Genomic DNA, 14,184 nt, shown 5'->3' with positions numbered 1-14,184 from the left:
GTTATTTCAGCGACCCTTTCAGAAACTGCTGCAGGCGCGGGCTTTTCGGCGCGCCAAACAGCGCGTCCGGATGCCCTTCTTCTTCAATTTTGCCCTGATGCAGGAAAATAACATGCGAAGAGACGTGGCGGGCAAAGCCCATTTCGTGGGTCACCACCACCATGGTTTTTCCCTCTTCCGCCAGCTGCTGCATGATACGCAACACTTCGCCCACCAGTTCCGGATCCAGAGCGGACGTTGGCTCATCAAACAGCAGCACTTCCGGCTCCATCGCCAGCGCGCGGGCAATCGAGACACGCTGCTGCTGGCCGCCGGAGAGATGCACCGGGTATTTCGCCTGCTGACGTTCGTCAATCCCGACCTTGGCCAGGTATTTTACCGCGCGATCGCGCGCTTCCTGTTTGCTTAAGCCCAGCACCTGAATCGGCGCCTCCATGACGTTCTCCAGCACCGTCATATGGCTCCACAGATTGAAATGCTGGAACACCATGGTCAGGCGGGTGCGCAGCAGGCGCAGCTGGTTCTTATCAGCCACCTTCAGCTGGCCGTCCTTATCCCGCACCAGGCCAATATTCTGGCCACTGACGACGATCGTGCCTTCGCTCGGTTTTTCAAGGAAGTTAATGCAGCGCAAAAAGGTACTTTTTCCGGAACCCGATGAACCGATGATACTGATAACGTCCCCGGCTTTCGCCTGCAGGGAGACGCCCTTCAGCACCTCGTGTTCCCCATAGCGTTTGTGCAGATCGATAACGTTTAATTTATTGTCGGACATGGCGTTCTCAATGCGTCGAAGAAGGTTTGATATGCTGCAACCAGCGCTTTTCCGCTTTACGGAACAAGCTAATCAGCACATACGAGATAATTAAATAGAGCACCGCGGCGATGCCAAAGGCGGTGAACGGCTGATAGGTCGCGGAGTTAATATCGCGAGCGATTTTCAGCAGATCCGGCACCGTAGCGGTAAACGCCAGCGCGGTGGAGTGCAGCATCAGGATCACTTCGTTACTGTAGGCCGGTAGCGCAATGCGCAGCGCGGAAGGCAGAATAATGCAGCGGTACAGTTTGACGGACGAGAAGCCGTAGGCCCGTGCCGCTTCAATTTCTCCGGCGGGTACTGAGCGGATCGCCCCGGCGAAAATTTCAGTGGTATAGGCGCAGGTATTCAGGGTTAACGCCAGCACCGTGCAGTTTAGCCCGCTGCGGAAAAAAGCGTTCAGCAGCTCCGTGCCTTTGACGATTTCCAGGGTATACATGCCGGAGTAAAAAACCAGCAGTTGCACATACAGCGGCGTGCCGCGAAAGATGTAAGTGAACAACCAGATGGGGAACTGGATAAATTTATTGCTCGAGACGCGGCCAATGGCCAGAAACACCGCCAGAATGCCGCCCATCACCACCGAAGAGATCAGCAACCATAAGGTAATCGCCACGCCGGTAAAGCGATAGCCGTCGGTCCACAGCAGTGATTTCCAGTACTCCTGAATAATTTCAATCACAGGTCAGCCCTCTTCACGCCAACGGTATAGCGGCGTTCGAGCAGCAGCAGTACGCCATTAGAAAGGGTGGTAAACACCAGATAAATCAGGCCGCAGACGATGGCGAAATAGAACGGCTGCCAGGTGCTTTTCCCGGCCAGCTGCGTGGCTTTGACCACATCCTCCAGCCCCAGCAGCGAGACCAGCGCCGTTGCCTTGAGAATAACCTGCCAGTTGTTGCCGATCCCCGGCAGCGCGTAGCGCATCATCGCCGGGAACAGAATACGCCGGAACGTCTGCCCGCCGCTAAAGCCAAAGGCGGTAGCCGCTTCGATATGCCCCTTCGGCACCGCAAGGTAGGCGCCGCGGAAAGTTTCCGTAAAATAGGCACCATAGATAAAGCCGAGGGTAATAATCCCGGCGATCATCGGATCGATATCAAACTGCGCCATGCCCAGCGCATCGGTGACGCTGTTCAGCGCAATCTGCAGGCCATAGAAAATCAGCAGCATCAGCACCAGATCGGGCACGCCGCGAATCAGTGTGGTATAGCCTTCAAATACCAGCGCCAGAGGACGGTTGCTCGATAACTTTGCGCCAGCGCCCGCCAGCCCTATCAGGACGGCGAGAACGACCGAGCTGAGCGCAAGCTCCAGGGTGACGAGCGCACCCTGCAAAATAACCTGTGAAAACCCATACAGCATGCTGCCTACCCTGTCTGTCATTCACCATTGCGCGCGAAACGCACGCTATGGTGAGGCGTGAGAATTATTCGCCGTATACGTTAAAATCGAAGTATTTTTTCGCCAGTTTGTCGTAGGTGCCGTCCTTACGCATCTCTGCAAACGCCTTATTCAGCGCTTCACGCAGTTCGTTGTCTTCCTTACGCAGCCCCATACCGGTACCGACGCCGAACAGCTTCTCGTCTTTAATCGATGGTCCGCCAAACTGGTAATCTTTACCGATAGGCTGTTTCAGGAACCCTTCGCTGGCCGCGACCTCATCCTGGAACGCGGCGTCGATACGGCCGGCGGTCAGGTCGGAATAGATATTGTCCTGCCCCTGATAGGAGACAATTTCGATACCTTTCGGCGCCCAGTGCTCATTGCCATAGGTTTCCTGAGTCGTCCCCTGCAGCACACCCACGCGCTTACCCTTCAGGGTGGCGAGATCCGGCGTTACCGGGCTGCCTTTTTTCACCACCAGACGCGAATCTGCCGCGTACAGCTTGTCGGTGAAGGCAATTTCCTGCTGGCGCTTTTCGGTAATCGACAGCGAAGACATAATCGCGTCGATTTTCTTCGCTTTTAAGGAGGGGATCAGTGCATCCAGCGGGTTTTCAACAAAGGTACATTGGGTATTAATACGCTTACACAGCTCTTTTGCCAGATCGATATCAAAACCCACCAATTCCCCCTGCGCATTCTTCGATTCGAAGGGGGCATAAGTCGGATCGGTGCCAATACGAATTTTTTGCGGAATGGCGGCAAAGACTGTGGAAACGCTGGAAAGGGCCAGCGCTAAAGAGAGAGACAACGCCAGTTTTTTCATAACTATCCTCGACAGACTGTCATTCTAACGGGTTTATTAGAACTATTTACGCCAGTTATCGTGCCATTATTCGCCCCTTAAGGGCAAAGATTTATGCACCAGAAAGGCCGATTTTTTGCATCAGAAACGCTTAACTATGCATTTTTTAGCCAAAAAAATGGCTGCTTTTGCACTGAAATGATCCGCAGCGTGTTTGGATGCACCATTTTGGGGCATGGATACGAACCTGGCGGCAGGCCCACCCTATTGTGCGGGCCTGCAGCAGTCTTAGTCGCCGTACACGTTAAAATCGAAGTATTTCTTCGCCATTTTGTCGTAGGTGCCGTCTTTGCGCATCTCGCCCAGCGCTTTATCAAACGCGGCTTTCAGCTCGGCGTCGTCCTTACGCAGGCCGATACCGGTGCCGTCGCCAAAGTACTTTTTGTCTTTAACGGACGGGCCGGCGAAGGCGAAATCTTTCCCGGCAGGCTGTTTCAGGAAGCCTTCGCTGGCGGCGACTTCATCCTGCAGCGCCGCATCCAGACGGCCAGCTGCGAGATCTGAATAGATCAGGTCCTGGTTCTGGTAGGCCACCACGTCAACGCCCTGGCTGCGCCAGCGGTCATTGGCATAGGCTTCCTGAGTAGAACCTTGCAGCACCCCGACGTGCTTGCCTTTCAGCGCCTCCAGCGTCGGCTGGATCGGCGACCCTTTGGCGGCGATCAGACGCGAGTCAGCGGCATAAAGTTTGTCAGAGAAAGCGATCTCTTGCTGACGCTTCTCGGTAATGGAGAGCGAAGAGATGATGGCGTCAATTTTCTTCGCCTTGAGGGAGGGGATCAGGGAGTCAAAATCACTGCCGACCCAGGTACATTTCACCTTAATTCGGGAGCACAGTTCATTGCCTAAATCGATATCAAAACCAACAAAGTCCCCTTTTGCGTCTTTCGACGAAAATGGCGCATAGGTCGCGTCAGTGCCAATGCGAATGCTCTGCGGCAGAGCAGCAAACACGCTGGCTGTGCTGCTCATTCCCACGAGTAAAGAGAGAGCCAGAATCGTCTTCTTCATACAGTACCCTTAAGTGTCGTGTCGTGATGTGGTGCGTTGCTTGTTATGGTGATTGCCGATCAATCCTGCAGTTTTTGTGCCATCTTCCCGGTGCGTGCCGGGAACAGGGTTAAATTTGTTAAAATAAAGTTGCAGGATTGTCTTGGAAGGGAAGATACCAGCATTACTGGCGAAACCGCAGTGCCTCAGCGCAAAAAGACGAAATAAATGTCGAGGATTTGATCGGGACGACAAATTTGCACCACTGCGGCGCAAGCGTACATTGACTGCACTTATTTAGTGCAATCCTGTGCCCCCTGCCAGCGAGTAAACAAGTCTTGAGACAGGCTAATATCGAACTGATCGAGCACCCGGTTGACGGTTTGGTTGATGACATCATCCAGGCTTTGCGGCCGATGATAAAAGGCCGGCACCGGCGGCATTATCACCGCCCCGAGCTCCGCGGCCTGAACCAGTAGTCGCAGATGGCCGAGATGGAACGGGGTCTCCCGCACGCAGAGCACCAGCGGACGACGCTCCTTCAGCACAACATCGGCCGCCCGCGTCAATAGGCCATCCGTATAGCTATGGACAATGCCAGAGAGCGTTTTCATTGAGCAGGGTAAAATCACCATCCCGGCGGTTTTAAACGAACCGGAAGAGATACTGGCGGCGATATCGCGGGCGTCATGCACCACATCGGCCAGCGCCTGCACGTCGCGCACGCTGAAGTCGGTCTCGAGGGCCAGCGTTTGCCGTGCCGCCTGGCTGAGGATCAGATGGGTCTCAATCTCCGGCACATCCCGCAACACCTGCAGCATCCGCACGCCATAGATAGCGCCGCTGGCGCCAGAAATGCCAATAATCAGTCGTTTCACGTTCTGTTACCCCTTGCGCGTGTGCCGCAGACTTTGCCGGATTATAGCCTGTGGCGCAACTATTGATGCGCAGTTGAGGGGCGAAAAAAAGCCCGCCGTCCCTCAGGAGCGGCGGGCCGCGACGCGCGAACGGGTTAACCCTCGTTGTGCATCTCGAGGTTTTCGACTTCGTTCTGCAGCTGGACCGCTTTGGCATCATCGTTACGCAGGGAGTCAAGATAGTCGAGGTACTGCTGGTCGACATCCCGGGTCACATATACGCCGTTGAAGACAGAACATTCAAACTGTTGAATATCCGGGTTCTCCGCGCGCACTGCGTCGATCAGATCGTTGAGATCCTGGAAAATCAGGCCATCGGCGCCGATGATCTGGCGGATCTCATCCACTTCGCGGCCATGGGCGATCAGTTCGTTGGCGGTCGGCATATCGATACCATACACGTTCGGGAAACGAATTTCCGGCGCAGCGGAGGCCAGATACACTTTTTTCGCCCCCGCTTCGCGCGCCATCTCAATGATCTGCTCCGAGGTGGTGCCGCGTACAATGGAATCATCGACCAGCAGCACGTTCTTATCGCGGAATTCCGCACGGTTGGCGTTGAGCTTACGGCGAACAGATTTACGACGCAGCTGCTGACCGGGCATGATAAACGTCCGGCCGACGTAGCGATTCTTCACAAAGCCCTGACGATAAGGTTTGTCGAGAATGCGGGCGATTTCCAGCGCGATGTCGCAGGAGGTCTCCGGGATCGGGATAACGACGTCAATATCCAGATCTTCCCACTCGCGGGCAATCTTTTCGCCCAGCTTAGTCCCCATGTTGACGCGGGCGCTGTAGACGGAAATTTTGTCAATAAACGAGTCCGGACGGGCAAAATAGACGTACTCGAACAAGCATGGGTTGCTGACCGGATTGTCGGCACACTGACGGGTATACAGCTGGCCTTTCTCAGTAATATAGACCGCTTCGCCCGGCGCGACATCGCGCAGGAATTCAAAACCAAGCGTATCAAGCGCCACGCTTTCCGAGGCCACCATATACTCAGTGCGACCGTCGCCAACGTCACGTTTACCCAGCACCAGCGGACGAATGCCGTTAGGGTCGCGGAAGGCCACCATGCCATGACCGATGATCATCGCGACGCACGCGTACGCGCCGCGGATCAGGCGGTTGGTCGCCGCAATCGCAGCGAAGATGTTGTCCGCTTCCAGCGGGTAGTGACGGAAGTTATCCAGCTCACTGGCGAAAATATTGAGGAGGATTTCGGAATCAGAGGTGGTATTGATATGGCGGCGTTTTTCTTCAAACAGCTTTTTACGCAGCTCGTGCGCATTGGTCAGGTTGCCGTTATGCGCCAATGTGATGCCATACGGCGAGTTAACGTAAAACGGCTGCGCCTCGGAGGCGCTGGAGCTGCCCGCCGTAGGATAACGCACGTGGCCAATACCCATATTGCCCTGCATACGCTGCATGTGGCGGGCTTCGAATACGTCGCTTACCAGCCCGTTAGCCTTACGCAACCGGAAGCAGTTGTTGGCATCAATGGTGATGATGCCAGCGGCATCCTGTCCACGGTGCTGGAGCACCGTTAGCGCATCATAAATCGACTGGTTAACCGGCATAACACCGGCGATACCGACAATACCGCACATACGTCTTTTCCTCGTTCAGCAACGACCCAAAGTCTATACTTTAGGCAAGAAACTTGACGAGCTTTGCAGGTATTCAAAAAACCATCTGATGACAGGGGTAAAATAGGGAATAAACTGCGACTGATGCCAGTCATCGCTCTTCGCCATCCCGGTAAAGGTGTCCAGGAAGAACAAGATAGCGGCGATGATCAGCACCCCACGTAGCGCGCCGAAGCAGATCCCCAATACCCTGTCGGTTCCTGACAAACCGGTCTTCTCCACCAGCTGGCCTATCACATAGTTCACGATAGCGCCAACGATGAGCGTCACGATAAACAGCGCCGCAATAGCAATCCCATTTCGAACCCGTTCATCCTCAAAGCCCGTAAACCAGACAGACAGGTCAGCGTAGTAATGGCTGGCGACATAAAACGCGCAACCCCACGTCACTAACGATAAAGCTTCGCGAACAAAGCCGCGGATCAGGCTGACCAGGCAAGAAAGACCCAGCACCGCCATAATGGCGTAATCAATCCAGACCATATACGTCCCACGATTTACGCCCTGTCGTCCAGTTCGGGGCGCATTCTAACAGAAAAAGAAAACGTTTGCGTAGGGATTTCCATGCCCTACAGAAATAAAAATGGCGCTGAAAAAACATTCAACGCCAGACTGCCTTTCGCCTCTTGAGGGCGGCTGAGACAGGGTTTGCGGGGCGTTTCTCCCCGCCACGTTCTCTCCGCATGGCGGAAAAAACAATCAGTTTGGGGTGAAGCCCATCACGACCCCGCTAAGCCCGGAGATCTGCTGTAGATCGCCCAGCTGGCCTTTCAGCTTGTCTTTTGACGCATCCGGGCCGACGAGGATGCGGGTAATTTTACCCTGTACCGGCGTCGAAGGCGACGTATAGACTTTGAACCCCGAGGCCCGCAGTTTACCCACAATCTCATTCACCTTATCGGCGTTCTTCAACGCGCCCAGCTGAACCACATAGGCTTTCCCGGTCGGCGCCGGCAGGGCCGCCTGCTGCTGCGGTGGCTGTTGCTGCTGTGGCTTAGCCGGCGGCGGCGTTGGCGTCGCGGCCTGCTGTTGCGGCTGCGGCTGTGGTTTCGGCTGCGGCTTGGGCTGCGGTTTCGCGGCCACCACCGGCTCCTGAACGTCATCGAAGCTGTTGCTGTTCACCGGAATACGCGATGGATCTAACGATGGCGCGGCGGCATCGCCCGCCCGCACCTCTTCCGCCGCTCCTTCCGGCGGTTGCGAAGGCAACGCCTGGGTCGCCGCTGGCAACATATCCGGTTCATCGCGATCGCCCGGTTTCGGCACCAGCGGGATCGCGGCAAACTCATCCTGGTAATGCTTTTTCTGCCCGTCCAGCAGCCCTGGCAGGATAATCACCCCCAGCGCCACCAGCACGATTGTCCCGACTAAACGGTTCTGAAACTTACTCGCCACCGATTCTCCCCGCGTCTATCTCTTCCATAACCTGCGCTACGGTGTGAAACGAACCACACACCAGCACGGTATCTTCCACTTTAGCGTCAGCCATGGCCGCATGCCACGCCTGCGCCACGCTGGTATAGACTGTGCCGCCACGCAAATGTTCCACCAGCTGCTCCGCCGTCGCGCCGCGCGGGCCTTCCAGCGGCGCGCAGTACCAGGCGTCGACTTCCGGGGCCAGATTGGCCAGCGTACCGGCAATGTCCTTATCATGCAGCATACCAATAACCGCCAGCACGCGTCCCGTTTTCGCTAACGTTTTGAGACGCCCGGCGAGATAGGCCGCCGCGTGCGGGTTATGCGCTACATCGAGGATCACCCGCGGGGCATCGCTGATTATCTGAAAACGGCCCGGCAGCATCGCGTCGCGGACCCCATCGCGTAGGATGGCGTCATCCACGGCAAGCCCGCTGGCGCGCAGCGCCGCCACGGCCGTCGCCGCATTCGGCAACGGCACCTGAGGCAACGGCAGGCGGCTTAACGCCCCGGCCGCGTCGCGGAAGGACCAACTCTCGTCCTCCACCTCATAGCACCAGTCGACGCCGCGGCGCTGGAGCAGCGCGCCCTTCTCGCTGGCCACGTCGGCAATGGTGTGCGGCATATCCGGCTCACCCACCACCGCCGGTTTACCGGCGCGAAAGATACCCGCTTTTTCCCGGCCGATACTTTCGCGATCCGGCCCCAGCCAGTCGGTATGATCGAGGGCGATGCTGGTGACCACCGCGACGTCGGCATCTACGATATTGGTGGCGTCGAGACGGCCACCCAGCCCGACCTCAAGGATCACCACATCCAGCTGCGCCTGCTTAAACAGCCATAGCGCCGAGAGCGTGCCGTACTCAAAATAGGTCAACGAGATGTCACCGCGCGCGGCTTCGATTTCAGCAAACGAGGCCGTATGCGCGGCCTCCGGCAGTTCCGCTCTCTGAATGCGCACGCGTTCGGTGTAGCGCACCAGATGCGGGGAGCTGTAGACCCCCACTTTATAGCCGGCCGCCATCAGGACGGTTTCCAGCGTGCGGCAGGTGGTGCCTTTGCCATTGGTGCCCGCGACGGTAAAAACAAATGGCGCCGGTTTAACGATATCCATCTGCCCGGCGACCTCGCTGACGCGCGCCAGCCCCAGGTCGATGGTTTTACTGTGCAGATGTTCCAGATAAGAAAGCCACGTAGCCAGGGGCGACGTGGCCTGAGGAATAGGATCTTTTTCCATGATGCCCGTAAGAATTGACGGTTAACGCGTATGAATAAAAAAGGGCAGCGCCGCCAGGCCCTGCCCTCTGCTTTATCAGGCCTCAGGTTCCTGATCCGGTGCCGGCGGCACCACCACGCCTTCATGAGGCGCTTCCGAAACGGCAACCGGCGCCGGCAGGTTCATCAGCTTCGCCAGAATGCTGGCCAGCTTGAGACGCATTTCCGGGCGGCGAACGATCATATCGATCGCCCCTTTTTCAATCAGAAACTCGCTGCGCTGGAATCCCGGCGGCAGCTTCTCGCGTACGGTCTGCTCAATTACGCGAGGACCGGCAAAGCCGATCAGCGCTTTCGGCTCGGCAATGTTCAGATCGCCCAGCATCGCAAAGCTCGCCGATACGCCGCCCATGGTCGGGTCGGTCAGCACGGAGATGTACGGCAGCCCGCGCTCCTGCATTTTCGCCAGTGCGGCGGAGGTTTTCGCCATCTGCATCAGCGACATCAGCGCTTCCTGCATACGGGCGCCGCCGGAGGCGGAGAAGCAGATCAGCGGGCAGTTGTCTTCCAGCGCCTGCTCCACGGCGCGCACAAAGCGTGCGCCGACGACGGAACCCATCGAGCCCCCCATAAAGGAGAACTCAAAGGCGGCGGCAACCACCGGCATCGCGTAGAGCGTACCTTTCATTACCACCAGCGCGTCTTTCTCGCCCGTCTCTTTCTGAGCGGACGCCAGGCGGTCTTTGTATTTTTTTGAATCGCGGAACTTCAGCACATCTTTTGGCTCAAGTTCGCTACCCAGTTCTACCAGAGAACCTTCATCCAACAGGCTATGCAGGCGATTACGCGCCGACATGCGCATATGGTGATCGCACTTAGGACAAACCTCCAGGTTGCGCTCCAGCTCGGCGCGGTAGAGTACCTGACCGCAGCTATCGCACTTGGTCCATACACCCTCAGGAATGCTCGCCTTGCGGGTGGGAGTGATGTTGCTTTTAATTCGTTCAATCCAGCTCATTGATAACCTTTCTGCCTGAACCTGGTCGATGCCAGTTTTGTCGTAAGGGGCGCATAATGCCATTTTTGCCTCTTACAGACCATGAATGTTGCACATTAAATCATATCATCCCGGAACATGGGATAAAAAAGTGGTCAAACCGCTGCGCGCGACGATCATGCTCGGTCACGCGCAGCGCAGGGCGAACTACTTCGCCTGCTTTGACGCCGCCCGCTTATGGCGGATGATCTCAATCACACCCGGCAGGACGGAGAGGACGATGATCGCCACGATCAGCAGCTTCAGGTTCTCCTGCACCACCGGCAGATCGCCAAACAGATAGCCGGCGTAGGTGAACAGCAGCACCCACAGCAGCGCCCCGACCACGTTATAGGCTGCAAAATGACGATAGGACATATGCCCCATTCCCGCCACAAACGGCGCGAAGGTTCGGACTATCGGCACAAAGCGCGCCAGGATAATGGTTTTTCCGCCGTGACGTTCATAGAAGCTATGGGTTTTATCCAGATAGCTACGACGGAAAATCTTCGAGTTCGGATTACTAAACAGCTTCTCGCCGAACAGTCGGCCAATGGTGTAGTTGACCGCATCGCCGACGATGGCTGCGATGACCATCAGCAGTACCATCAGGTGAACATTGAGATCGTTCGTCGGCAGCGCCGAGAGCGCGCCCGCGACGAACAGCAAGGAATCGCCCGGCAGGAATGGCGTCACCACCAGCCCGGTTTCGCAGAACAGAATCAAAAACAGAATGGCATAAACCCAGACGCCGTACTGGGCAACCAGTTCGGCAAGGTGCACATCAATATGCAGGATGAAATCAATTAAAAAGTGAATCAAGTCCATGTTTGTCTTTACCCTTAATGACTCTATTAGTCCGCCAGAAACAGCGGGCCCATTGGCAGCACCGGTAAATCATAGTGGGCCGGGTAATCCACCGACACCAGATACAACCCTTCCGCTTTTGCCGTTGCCGCAGCGAGCGTCCTGTCTTTTGCTGCCAGCAGTTCTGCCATCCAGCTCTCCGGCTGGTTTCCGGCCCCGACTTCCATCAGGCTGCCCACAATATTCCTGACCATATGATGTACAAAGGCATTCGCTTTGATATCCACCACCACATACGCGCCGTAGCGGGTAACGTTAATATGCATCACATTCCGCCACGGGGTACGCGACTGGCACTGTACCGCGCGAAACGAGGTAAAGTCATTCTCGCCCAGCAGACACTGCGCAGCGCGCTGCATGCGCTCGGCGTCGAGCGGCTGGTGAAAATGCGTCACGCCATGACTTAGCACCGCCGGGCGCAGGCGATGATTATAGATGACGTAGCGATAACGGCGCGCCGTGGCGCTGAACCGGGCGTGAAAATCCGCCGGCACATGTTTAACCCAACGCACCGCGATGTCACCAGGTAAATTCGCATTTACCCCCAGCGTCCAGGCGGCATCTTTACGCTGCGCCCGGGTTTCGAAATGCACCACCTGGCCGGTGCCATGGACACCGGCGTCGGTGCGGCCAGCGCAAAAGACGGTAATCGGTTCGTTCGCCACCTGCGAGAGCGCCTTTTCCAGCTTCTCCTGCACACTGCGCACTTCGTTTTGCCGTTGCCAGCCGTAATATTTGCTACCGTCGTACTCGATGCCCAGCGCGATTTTAAAGATCGGCTGTTGCTCCATCTCAGACATCAGTACAGGTACTCCTCAATCAGCTTCTCGGCGATTTTCACCGCCATCAGCGCCCCGCCGAAGCGCACGTTATCCGCGACGGACCAGAACTGAATCTGCTCCGGCATGCCGTAATCGTTATGCACGCAGCCGATGGAGAGACGAGCGTTGCCGGAGGCATCGCCAACCTGGGTCGGGAATTCTCCCTCTTCAGAAAGTTCGATATCCTCACCGCGGGTAAAGGCGTCACGCGCCTCTTCCGCCGCCAGCGGACGCATCGCTTCAAAGTTCACCATCTGCGCATGGCCGTAGAAGACCGGCGACTGGACCACGTTGGCGGAGATCATCAGCCCGTCATCCTGAAGAATTTTGCGCGCTTCATCGACGATACGGCGCTCTTCGCGCACGCTACCTTCCCGATCCGGCAGCAGCGGCAGCATGTTGAACGCCAGCTGGCGGCCAAAGAAATCGTCTTCATCGATGGGGATGCCGTTCAGCAGCTTGGCGCTCTGCCCTGCCAGTGCATCCACCGCTTTTTTCCCCTGCCCCGAGGCGGAGAGCAGGTTGGTGACACTGATCCGCGATAGTCCCCCCTGGTCGATAAGCGGCTTGAGCGCCGTCAGCAGCTGGCTGGTCAGGCTATTGGGCACGGCAATCAGATTGCGGTTGCGGTAATCGCCTAACACGAACGGATTCACGTCCGGCACCACCAGCGGTACGTCTGGCTCCAGCGCAAACAGGCCGCTGAGATCGATAACCAGACACCCGGCGTTGGTGGCGTCTTCAATATACGCCGCGCTGGCTTCGACGCCGGCGGCGAAGAAAGCCAACTGGGCCTGGGTCCAGTCAAACTCGGCAGCGTCTTTGACGATCACTGACTTGCCACCAAAACGCAGATGTTCGCCCGCGCTTTCATTGCGCGCCAGAGCAAAAATCTCCCCCACCGGGAACTGGCGTTCAGCAAGAGTTTCGAGCAGGGCTTCGCCTACGGCGCCCGTTGCGCCCAGTACGGCAATATTCCAGCCTTCAGACATGGTGGTTTACTCCAGAAATAAAGCGGCCCTGCCGGAGTATCCGGCAGGGGCATTAAGAAGACATTAACGAACAGGATGATGCACAGCGTTAAAACCGAGCTGGCGCAATAGCGTCGCCGCCTGCGCATCGCTGCACTGTACGTACAGCGAAGACCATTCGCGGCGTTCCTGATAGTTTTTACGCAGCTTGTCAAATTCACCGGCGACGCCGGCCACCTTCCGCAGCGGCGCATCATCGCGGCGCACATCATACACCAAGTGGACCAGCCTTTTCAGCGTCGGCTGATCGAGCGGCCCATGCAGGGTGATGCGGCCAAATTCCGGCGCTGGCAACAGGGTATCCAGCGCCACCTGCTGCGGATGGCCGATAAAGGCGCTGTAGGCTTCAAAAACCTGCGTCGTCCCGCGCGCTTTCCCTTCGAGGGTGTAGCCGGCGATATGCGCGGTACCGATATCCACTCGCTTAAGAAGCTCTACGTTAAGATCCGGCTCCGGCTCCCAGACGTCCAGCACTACGCTCAGCGGCTGTCCAGCTTCCAGCCGTTTCAGCAGCGCAGCGTTATCCACCACCGGTCCGCGGCAGGCGTTGATCAAAATCGATCCTGGCTTCAGACGGCTAATCAGCGACTCATCCGCCAGATGCAGAGTTTTATATGGCCCTTCTTTATACAGTGGGGTATGGAAGGTGAGGACATCAGCTTCCTGAACCAGCGCATCGAGGGAGCGGAAATCGCCTTCGTCTCCGCGATCGGCGCGCGGCGGATCGCAGAGCAGCGTTTTGATCCCCAGCGCTTCCAGCCGTTTTTGCAGTCGTCCACCGACGTTGCCGACGCCGACGATCCCGACGGTACGATCGCGCAGCGCGAAACCGTCGCGTTCGGCCAGCATCAGTAGCGATGAAAAGACATACTCCACCACCGCAATGGCGTTGCAGCCGGGCGCCGCGGAGAAACCAATCCCTGCCTGCTGCAGCCACGCCTGATCGACGTGATCGGTGCCAGCGGTAGCGGTGCCGACGAACTTAACGGCCTTACCGGAGAGCAATGCTTCATTGACCCGGGTGACCGAGCGTACCATTAAGGCATCCGCATCGGTCAGGGCCTCAGCCGGGACCGGACGCCCCGGAACCGCTTGCACATCGCCTAAACGGCTAAAAAGCTCACGGGCATAGGGCATATTTTCATCAACGAGGATTTTCACAGTTCAGTAC

General features: G+C 57.1%; 16 protein-coding genes. 1 reads left to right on the top strand and 15 read right to left on the bottom strand.

What is annotated here, in order from left to right:
- Position 1: 1 nt before the first annotated feature.
- The 5 genes from hisP to argT form a co-directional block, all read right to left on the bottom strand.
- A complete protein-coding gene (gene hisP / locus N438_RS21450; protein ID WP_008803931.1) occupies positions 2 to 775 on the bottom strand; it encodes a histidine ABC transporter ATP-binding protein HisP in 774 nt (257 codons plus the stop codon).
- Positions 776 to 782: 7 nt separating this feature from the next.
- Entirely contained in the window at positions 783 to 1,499 is a 717-nt protein-coding gene (gene hisM, locus N438_RS21445; RefSeq protein WP_002913207.1) for a histidine ABC transporter permease HisM, read from the bottom strand.
- Positions 1,496 to 2,182: a histidine ABC transporter permease HisQ gene (locus N438_RS21440; RefSeq protein WP_004201769.1), complete on the bottom strand. Its 687-nt coding sequence runs from the start codon at positions 2,180 to 2,182 to the stop codon at positions 1,496 to 1,498. The genes hisM and N438_RS21440 overlap by 4 nt, the downstream gene beginning before the upstream one ends.
- Positions 2,183 to 2,246: 64 nt before the next feature.
- Positions 2,247 to 3,029 (bottom strand): histidine ABC transporter substrate-binding protein HisJ, encoded by a 783-nt coding sequence (hisJ, locus tag N438_RS21435; RefSeq protein WP_002913209.1) that lies wholly within the window; start codon positions 3,027 to 3,029, stop codon positions 2,247 to 2,249.
- A gap of 267 nt (positions 3,030 to 3,296) precedes the next feature.
- Positions 3,297 to 4,079, bottom strand: a complete 783-nt coding sequence (gene argT / locus N438_RS21430; RefSeq protein ID WP_002913210.1) for a lysine/arginine/ornithine ABC transporter substrate-binding protein ArgT — start codon at positions 4,077 to 4,079, stop codon at positions 3,297 to 3,299.
- Positions 4,080 to 4,124: 45 nt separating this feature from the next.
- Here argT and N438_RS28380 point away from each other — a divergent pair, with 45 nt between their 5' ends.
- On the top strand, positions 4,125 to 4,286 hold the full coding sequence (locus N438_RS28380; RefSeq protein ID WP_012540975.1) for a hypothetical protein: 162 nt from the start codon (positions 4,125 to 4,127) through the stop codon (positions 4,284 to 4,286).
- Positions 4,287 to 4,351: 65 nt separating this feature from the next.
- On the opposite strand, the gene N438_RS21425 is transcribed toward N438_RS28380, so the two are convergent.
- The 10 genes from N438_RS21425 to pdxB form a co-directional block, all read right to left on the bottom strand.
- The gene (locus N438_RS21425) at positions 4,352 to 4,936 is read right to left on the bottom strand and encodes a UbiX family flavin prenyltransferase (RefSeq protein WP_008803929.1); all 585 of its coding nucleotides are present in this window, start codon (positions 4,934 to 4,936) and stop codon (positions 4,352 to 4,354) included.
- A gap of 134 nt (positions 4,937 to 5,070) precedes the next feature.
- Positions 5,071 to 6,588, bottom strand: coding sequence for an amidophosphoribosyltransferase (gene purF, locus N438_RS21420; protein WP_002913213.1), 1,518 nt, complete (start codon positions 6,586 to 6,588; stop codon positions 5,071 to 5,073).
- A 33-nt stretch (positions 6,589 to 6,621) separates the two neighbouring features.
- The gene (cvpA, locus tag N438_RS21415; protein ID WP_002913214.1) at positions 6,622 to 7,110 is read right to left on the bottom strand and encodes a colicin V production protein; all 489 of its coding nucleotides are present in this window, start codon (positions 7,108 to 7,110) and stop codon (positions 6,622 to 6,624) included.
- A 216-nt stretch (positions 7,111 to 7,326) separates the two neighbouring features.
- Positions 7,327 to 8,022 carry a cell division protein DedD gene (gene dedD, locus N438_RS21410; RefSeq protein ID WP_008803928.1) on the bottom strand — a complete coding sequence of 232 codons (696 nt, stop codon included), beginning with the start codon at positions 8,020 to 8,022 and terminating at the stop codon, positions 7,327 to 7,329.
- Positions 8,012 to 9,280, bottom strand: a complete 1,269-nt coding sequence (gene folC / locus N438_RS21405; RefSeq protein ID WP_116696496.1) for a bifunctional tetrahydrofolate synthase/dihydrofolate synthase — start codon at positions 9,278 to 9,280, stop codon at positions 8,012 to 8,014. The genes dedD and folC overlap by 11 nt, the downstream gene beginning before the upstream one ends.
- Positions 9,281 to 9,355: 75 nt before the next feature.
- The gene (accD, locus tag N438_RS21400; RefSeq protein WP_002913220.1) at positions 9,356 to 10,276 is read right to left on the bottom strand and encodes an acetyl-CoA carboxylase, carboxyltransferase subunit beta; all 921 of its coding nucleotides are present in this window, start codon (positions 10,274 to 10,276) and stop codon (positions 9,356 to 9,358) included.
- A gap of 186 nt (positions 10,277 to 10,462) precedes the next feature.
- The gene (locus tag N438_RS21395; protein WP_008803926.1) at positions 10,463 to 11,122 is read right to left on the bottom strand and encodes a DedA family protein; all 660 of its coding nucleotides are present in this window, start codon (positions 11,120 to 11,122) and stop codon (positions 10,463 to 10,465) included.
- Between the two features lie 26 nt (positions 11,123 to 11,148).
- Positions 11,149 to 11,961 carry a tRNA pseudouridine(38-40) synthase TruA gene (gene truA, locus N438_RS21390; protein WP_008803925.1) on the bottom strand — a complete coding sequence of 271 codons (813 nt, stop codon included), beginning with the start codon at positions 11,959 to 11,961 and terminating at the stop codon, positions 11,149 to 11,151.
- The gene (locus N438_RS21385; protein ID WP_012967501.1) at positions 11,961 to 12,974 is read right to left on the bottom strand and encodes an aspartate-semialdehyde dehydrogenase; all 1,014 of its coding nucleotides are present in this window, start codon (positions 12,972 to 12,974) and stop codon (positions 11,961 to 11,963) included. The genes truA and N438_RS21385 overlap by 1 nt, the downstream gene beginning before the upstream one ends.
- Before the next feature lie 63 nt (positions 12,975 to 13,037).
- The gene (gene pdxB / locus N438_RS21380) at positions 13,038 to 14,174 is read right to left on the bottom strand and encodes a 4-phosphoerythronate dehydrogenase PdxB (RefSeq protein WP_022066026.1); all 1,137 of its coding nucleotides are present in this window, start codon (positions 14,172 to 14,174) and stop codon (positions 13,038 to 13,040) included.
- Between the last annotated feature and the right edge of the window lie 10 nt (positions 14,175 to 14,184).

This window comes from Klebsiella sp. GL120222-02 (genome assembly GCF_003097195.1).
In the GTDB taxonomy this organism is placed as follows: Bacteria; Pseudomonadota; Gammaproteobacteria; order Enterobacterales; family Enterobacteriaceae; genus Klebsiella; species Klebsiella variicola.
The sequence above is the reverse complement of the archived record's forward strand: the minus strand, read 5'-3'. Positions and strand labels throughout refer to the sequence as shown.

Coding starts and splice junctions, on each gene's coding strand:
- hisP (WP_008803931.1), bottom strand. CDS start 775: ATGTCCGACAATAAATTAAACGTTATCGATCTGCACAAACGCTATGGG.
- N438_RS21440 (WP_004201769.1), bottom strand. CDS start 2,182: ATGCTGTATGGGTTTTCACAGGTTATTTTGCAGGGTGCGCTCGTCACC.
- hisJ (WP_002913209.1), bottom strand. CDS start 3,029: ATGAAAAAACTGGCGTTGTCTCTCTCTTTAGCGCTGGCCCTTTCCAGC.
- argT (WP_002913210.1), bottom strand. CDS start 4,079: ATGAAGAAGACGATTCTGGCTCTCTCTTTACTCGTGGGAATGAGCAGC.
- N438_RS28380 (WP_012540975.1), top strand. CDS start 4,125: ATGGTGATTGCCGATCAATCCTGCAGTTTTTGTGCCATCTTCCCGGTG.
- purF (WP_002913213.1), bottom strand. CDS start 6,588: ATGTGCGGTATTGTCGGTATCGCCGGTGTTATGCCGGTTAACCAGTCG.
- cvpA (WP_002913214.1), bottom strand. CDS start 7,110: ATGGTCTGGATTGATTACGCCATTATGGCGGTGCTGGGTCTTTCTTGC.
- folC (WP_116696496.1), bottom strand. CDS start 9,280: ATGGAAAAAGATCCTATTCCTCAGGCCACGTCGCCCCTGGCTACGTGG.
- accD (WP_002913220.1), bottom strand. CDS start 10,276: ATGAGCTGGATTGAACGAATTAAAAGCAACATCACTCCCACCCGCAAG.
- N438_RS21395 (WP_008803926.1), bottom strand. CDS start 11,122: ATGGACTTGATTCACTTTTTAATTGATTTCATCCTGCATATTGATGTG.
- truA (WP_008803925.1), bottom strand. CDS start 11,961: ATGTCTGAGATGGAGCAACAGCCGATCTTTAAAATCGCGCTGGGCATC.
- N438_RS21385 (WP_012967501.1), bottom strand. CDS start 12,974: ATGTCTGAAGGCTGGAATATTGCCGTACTGGGCGCAACGGGCGCCGTA.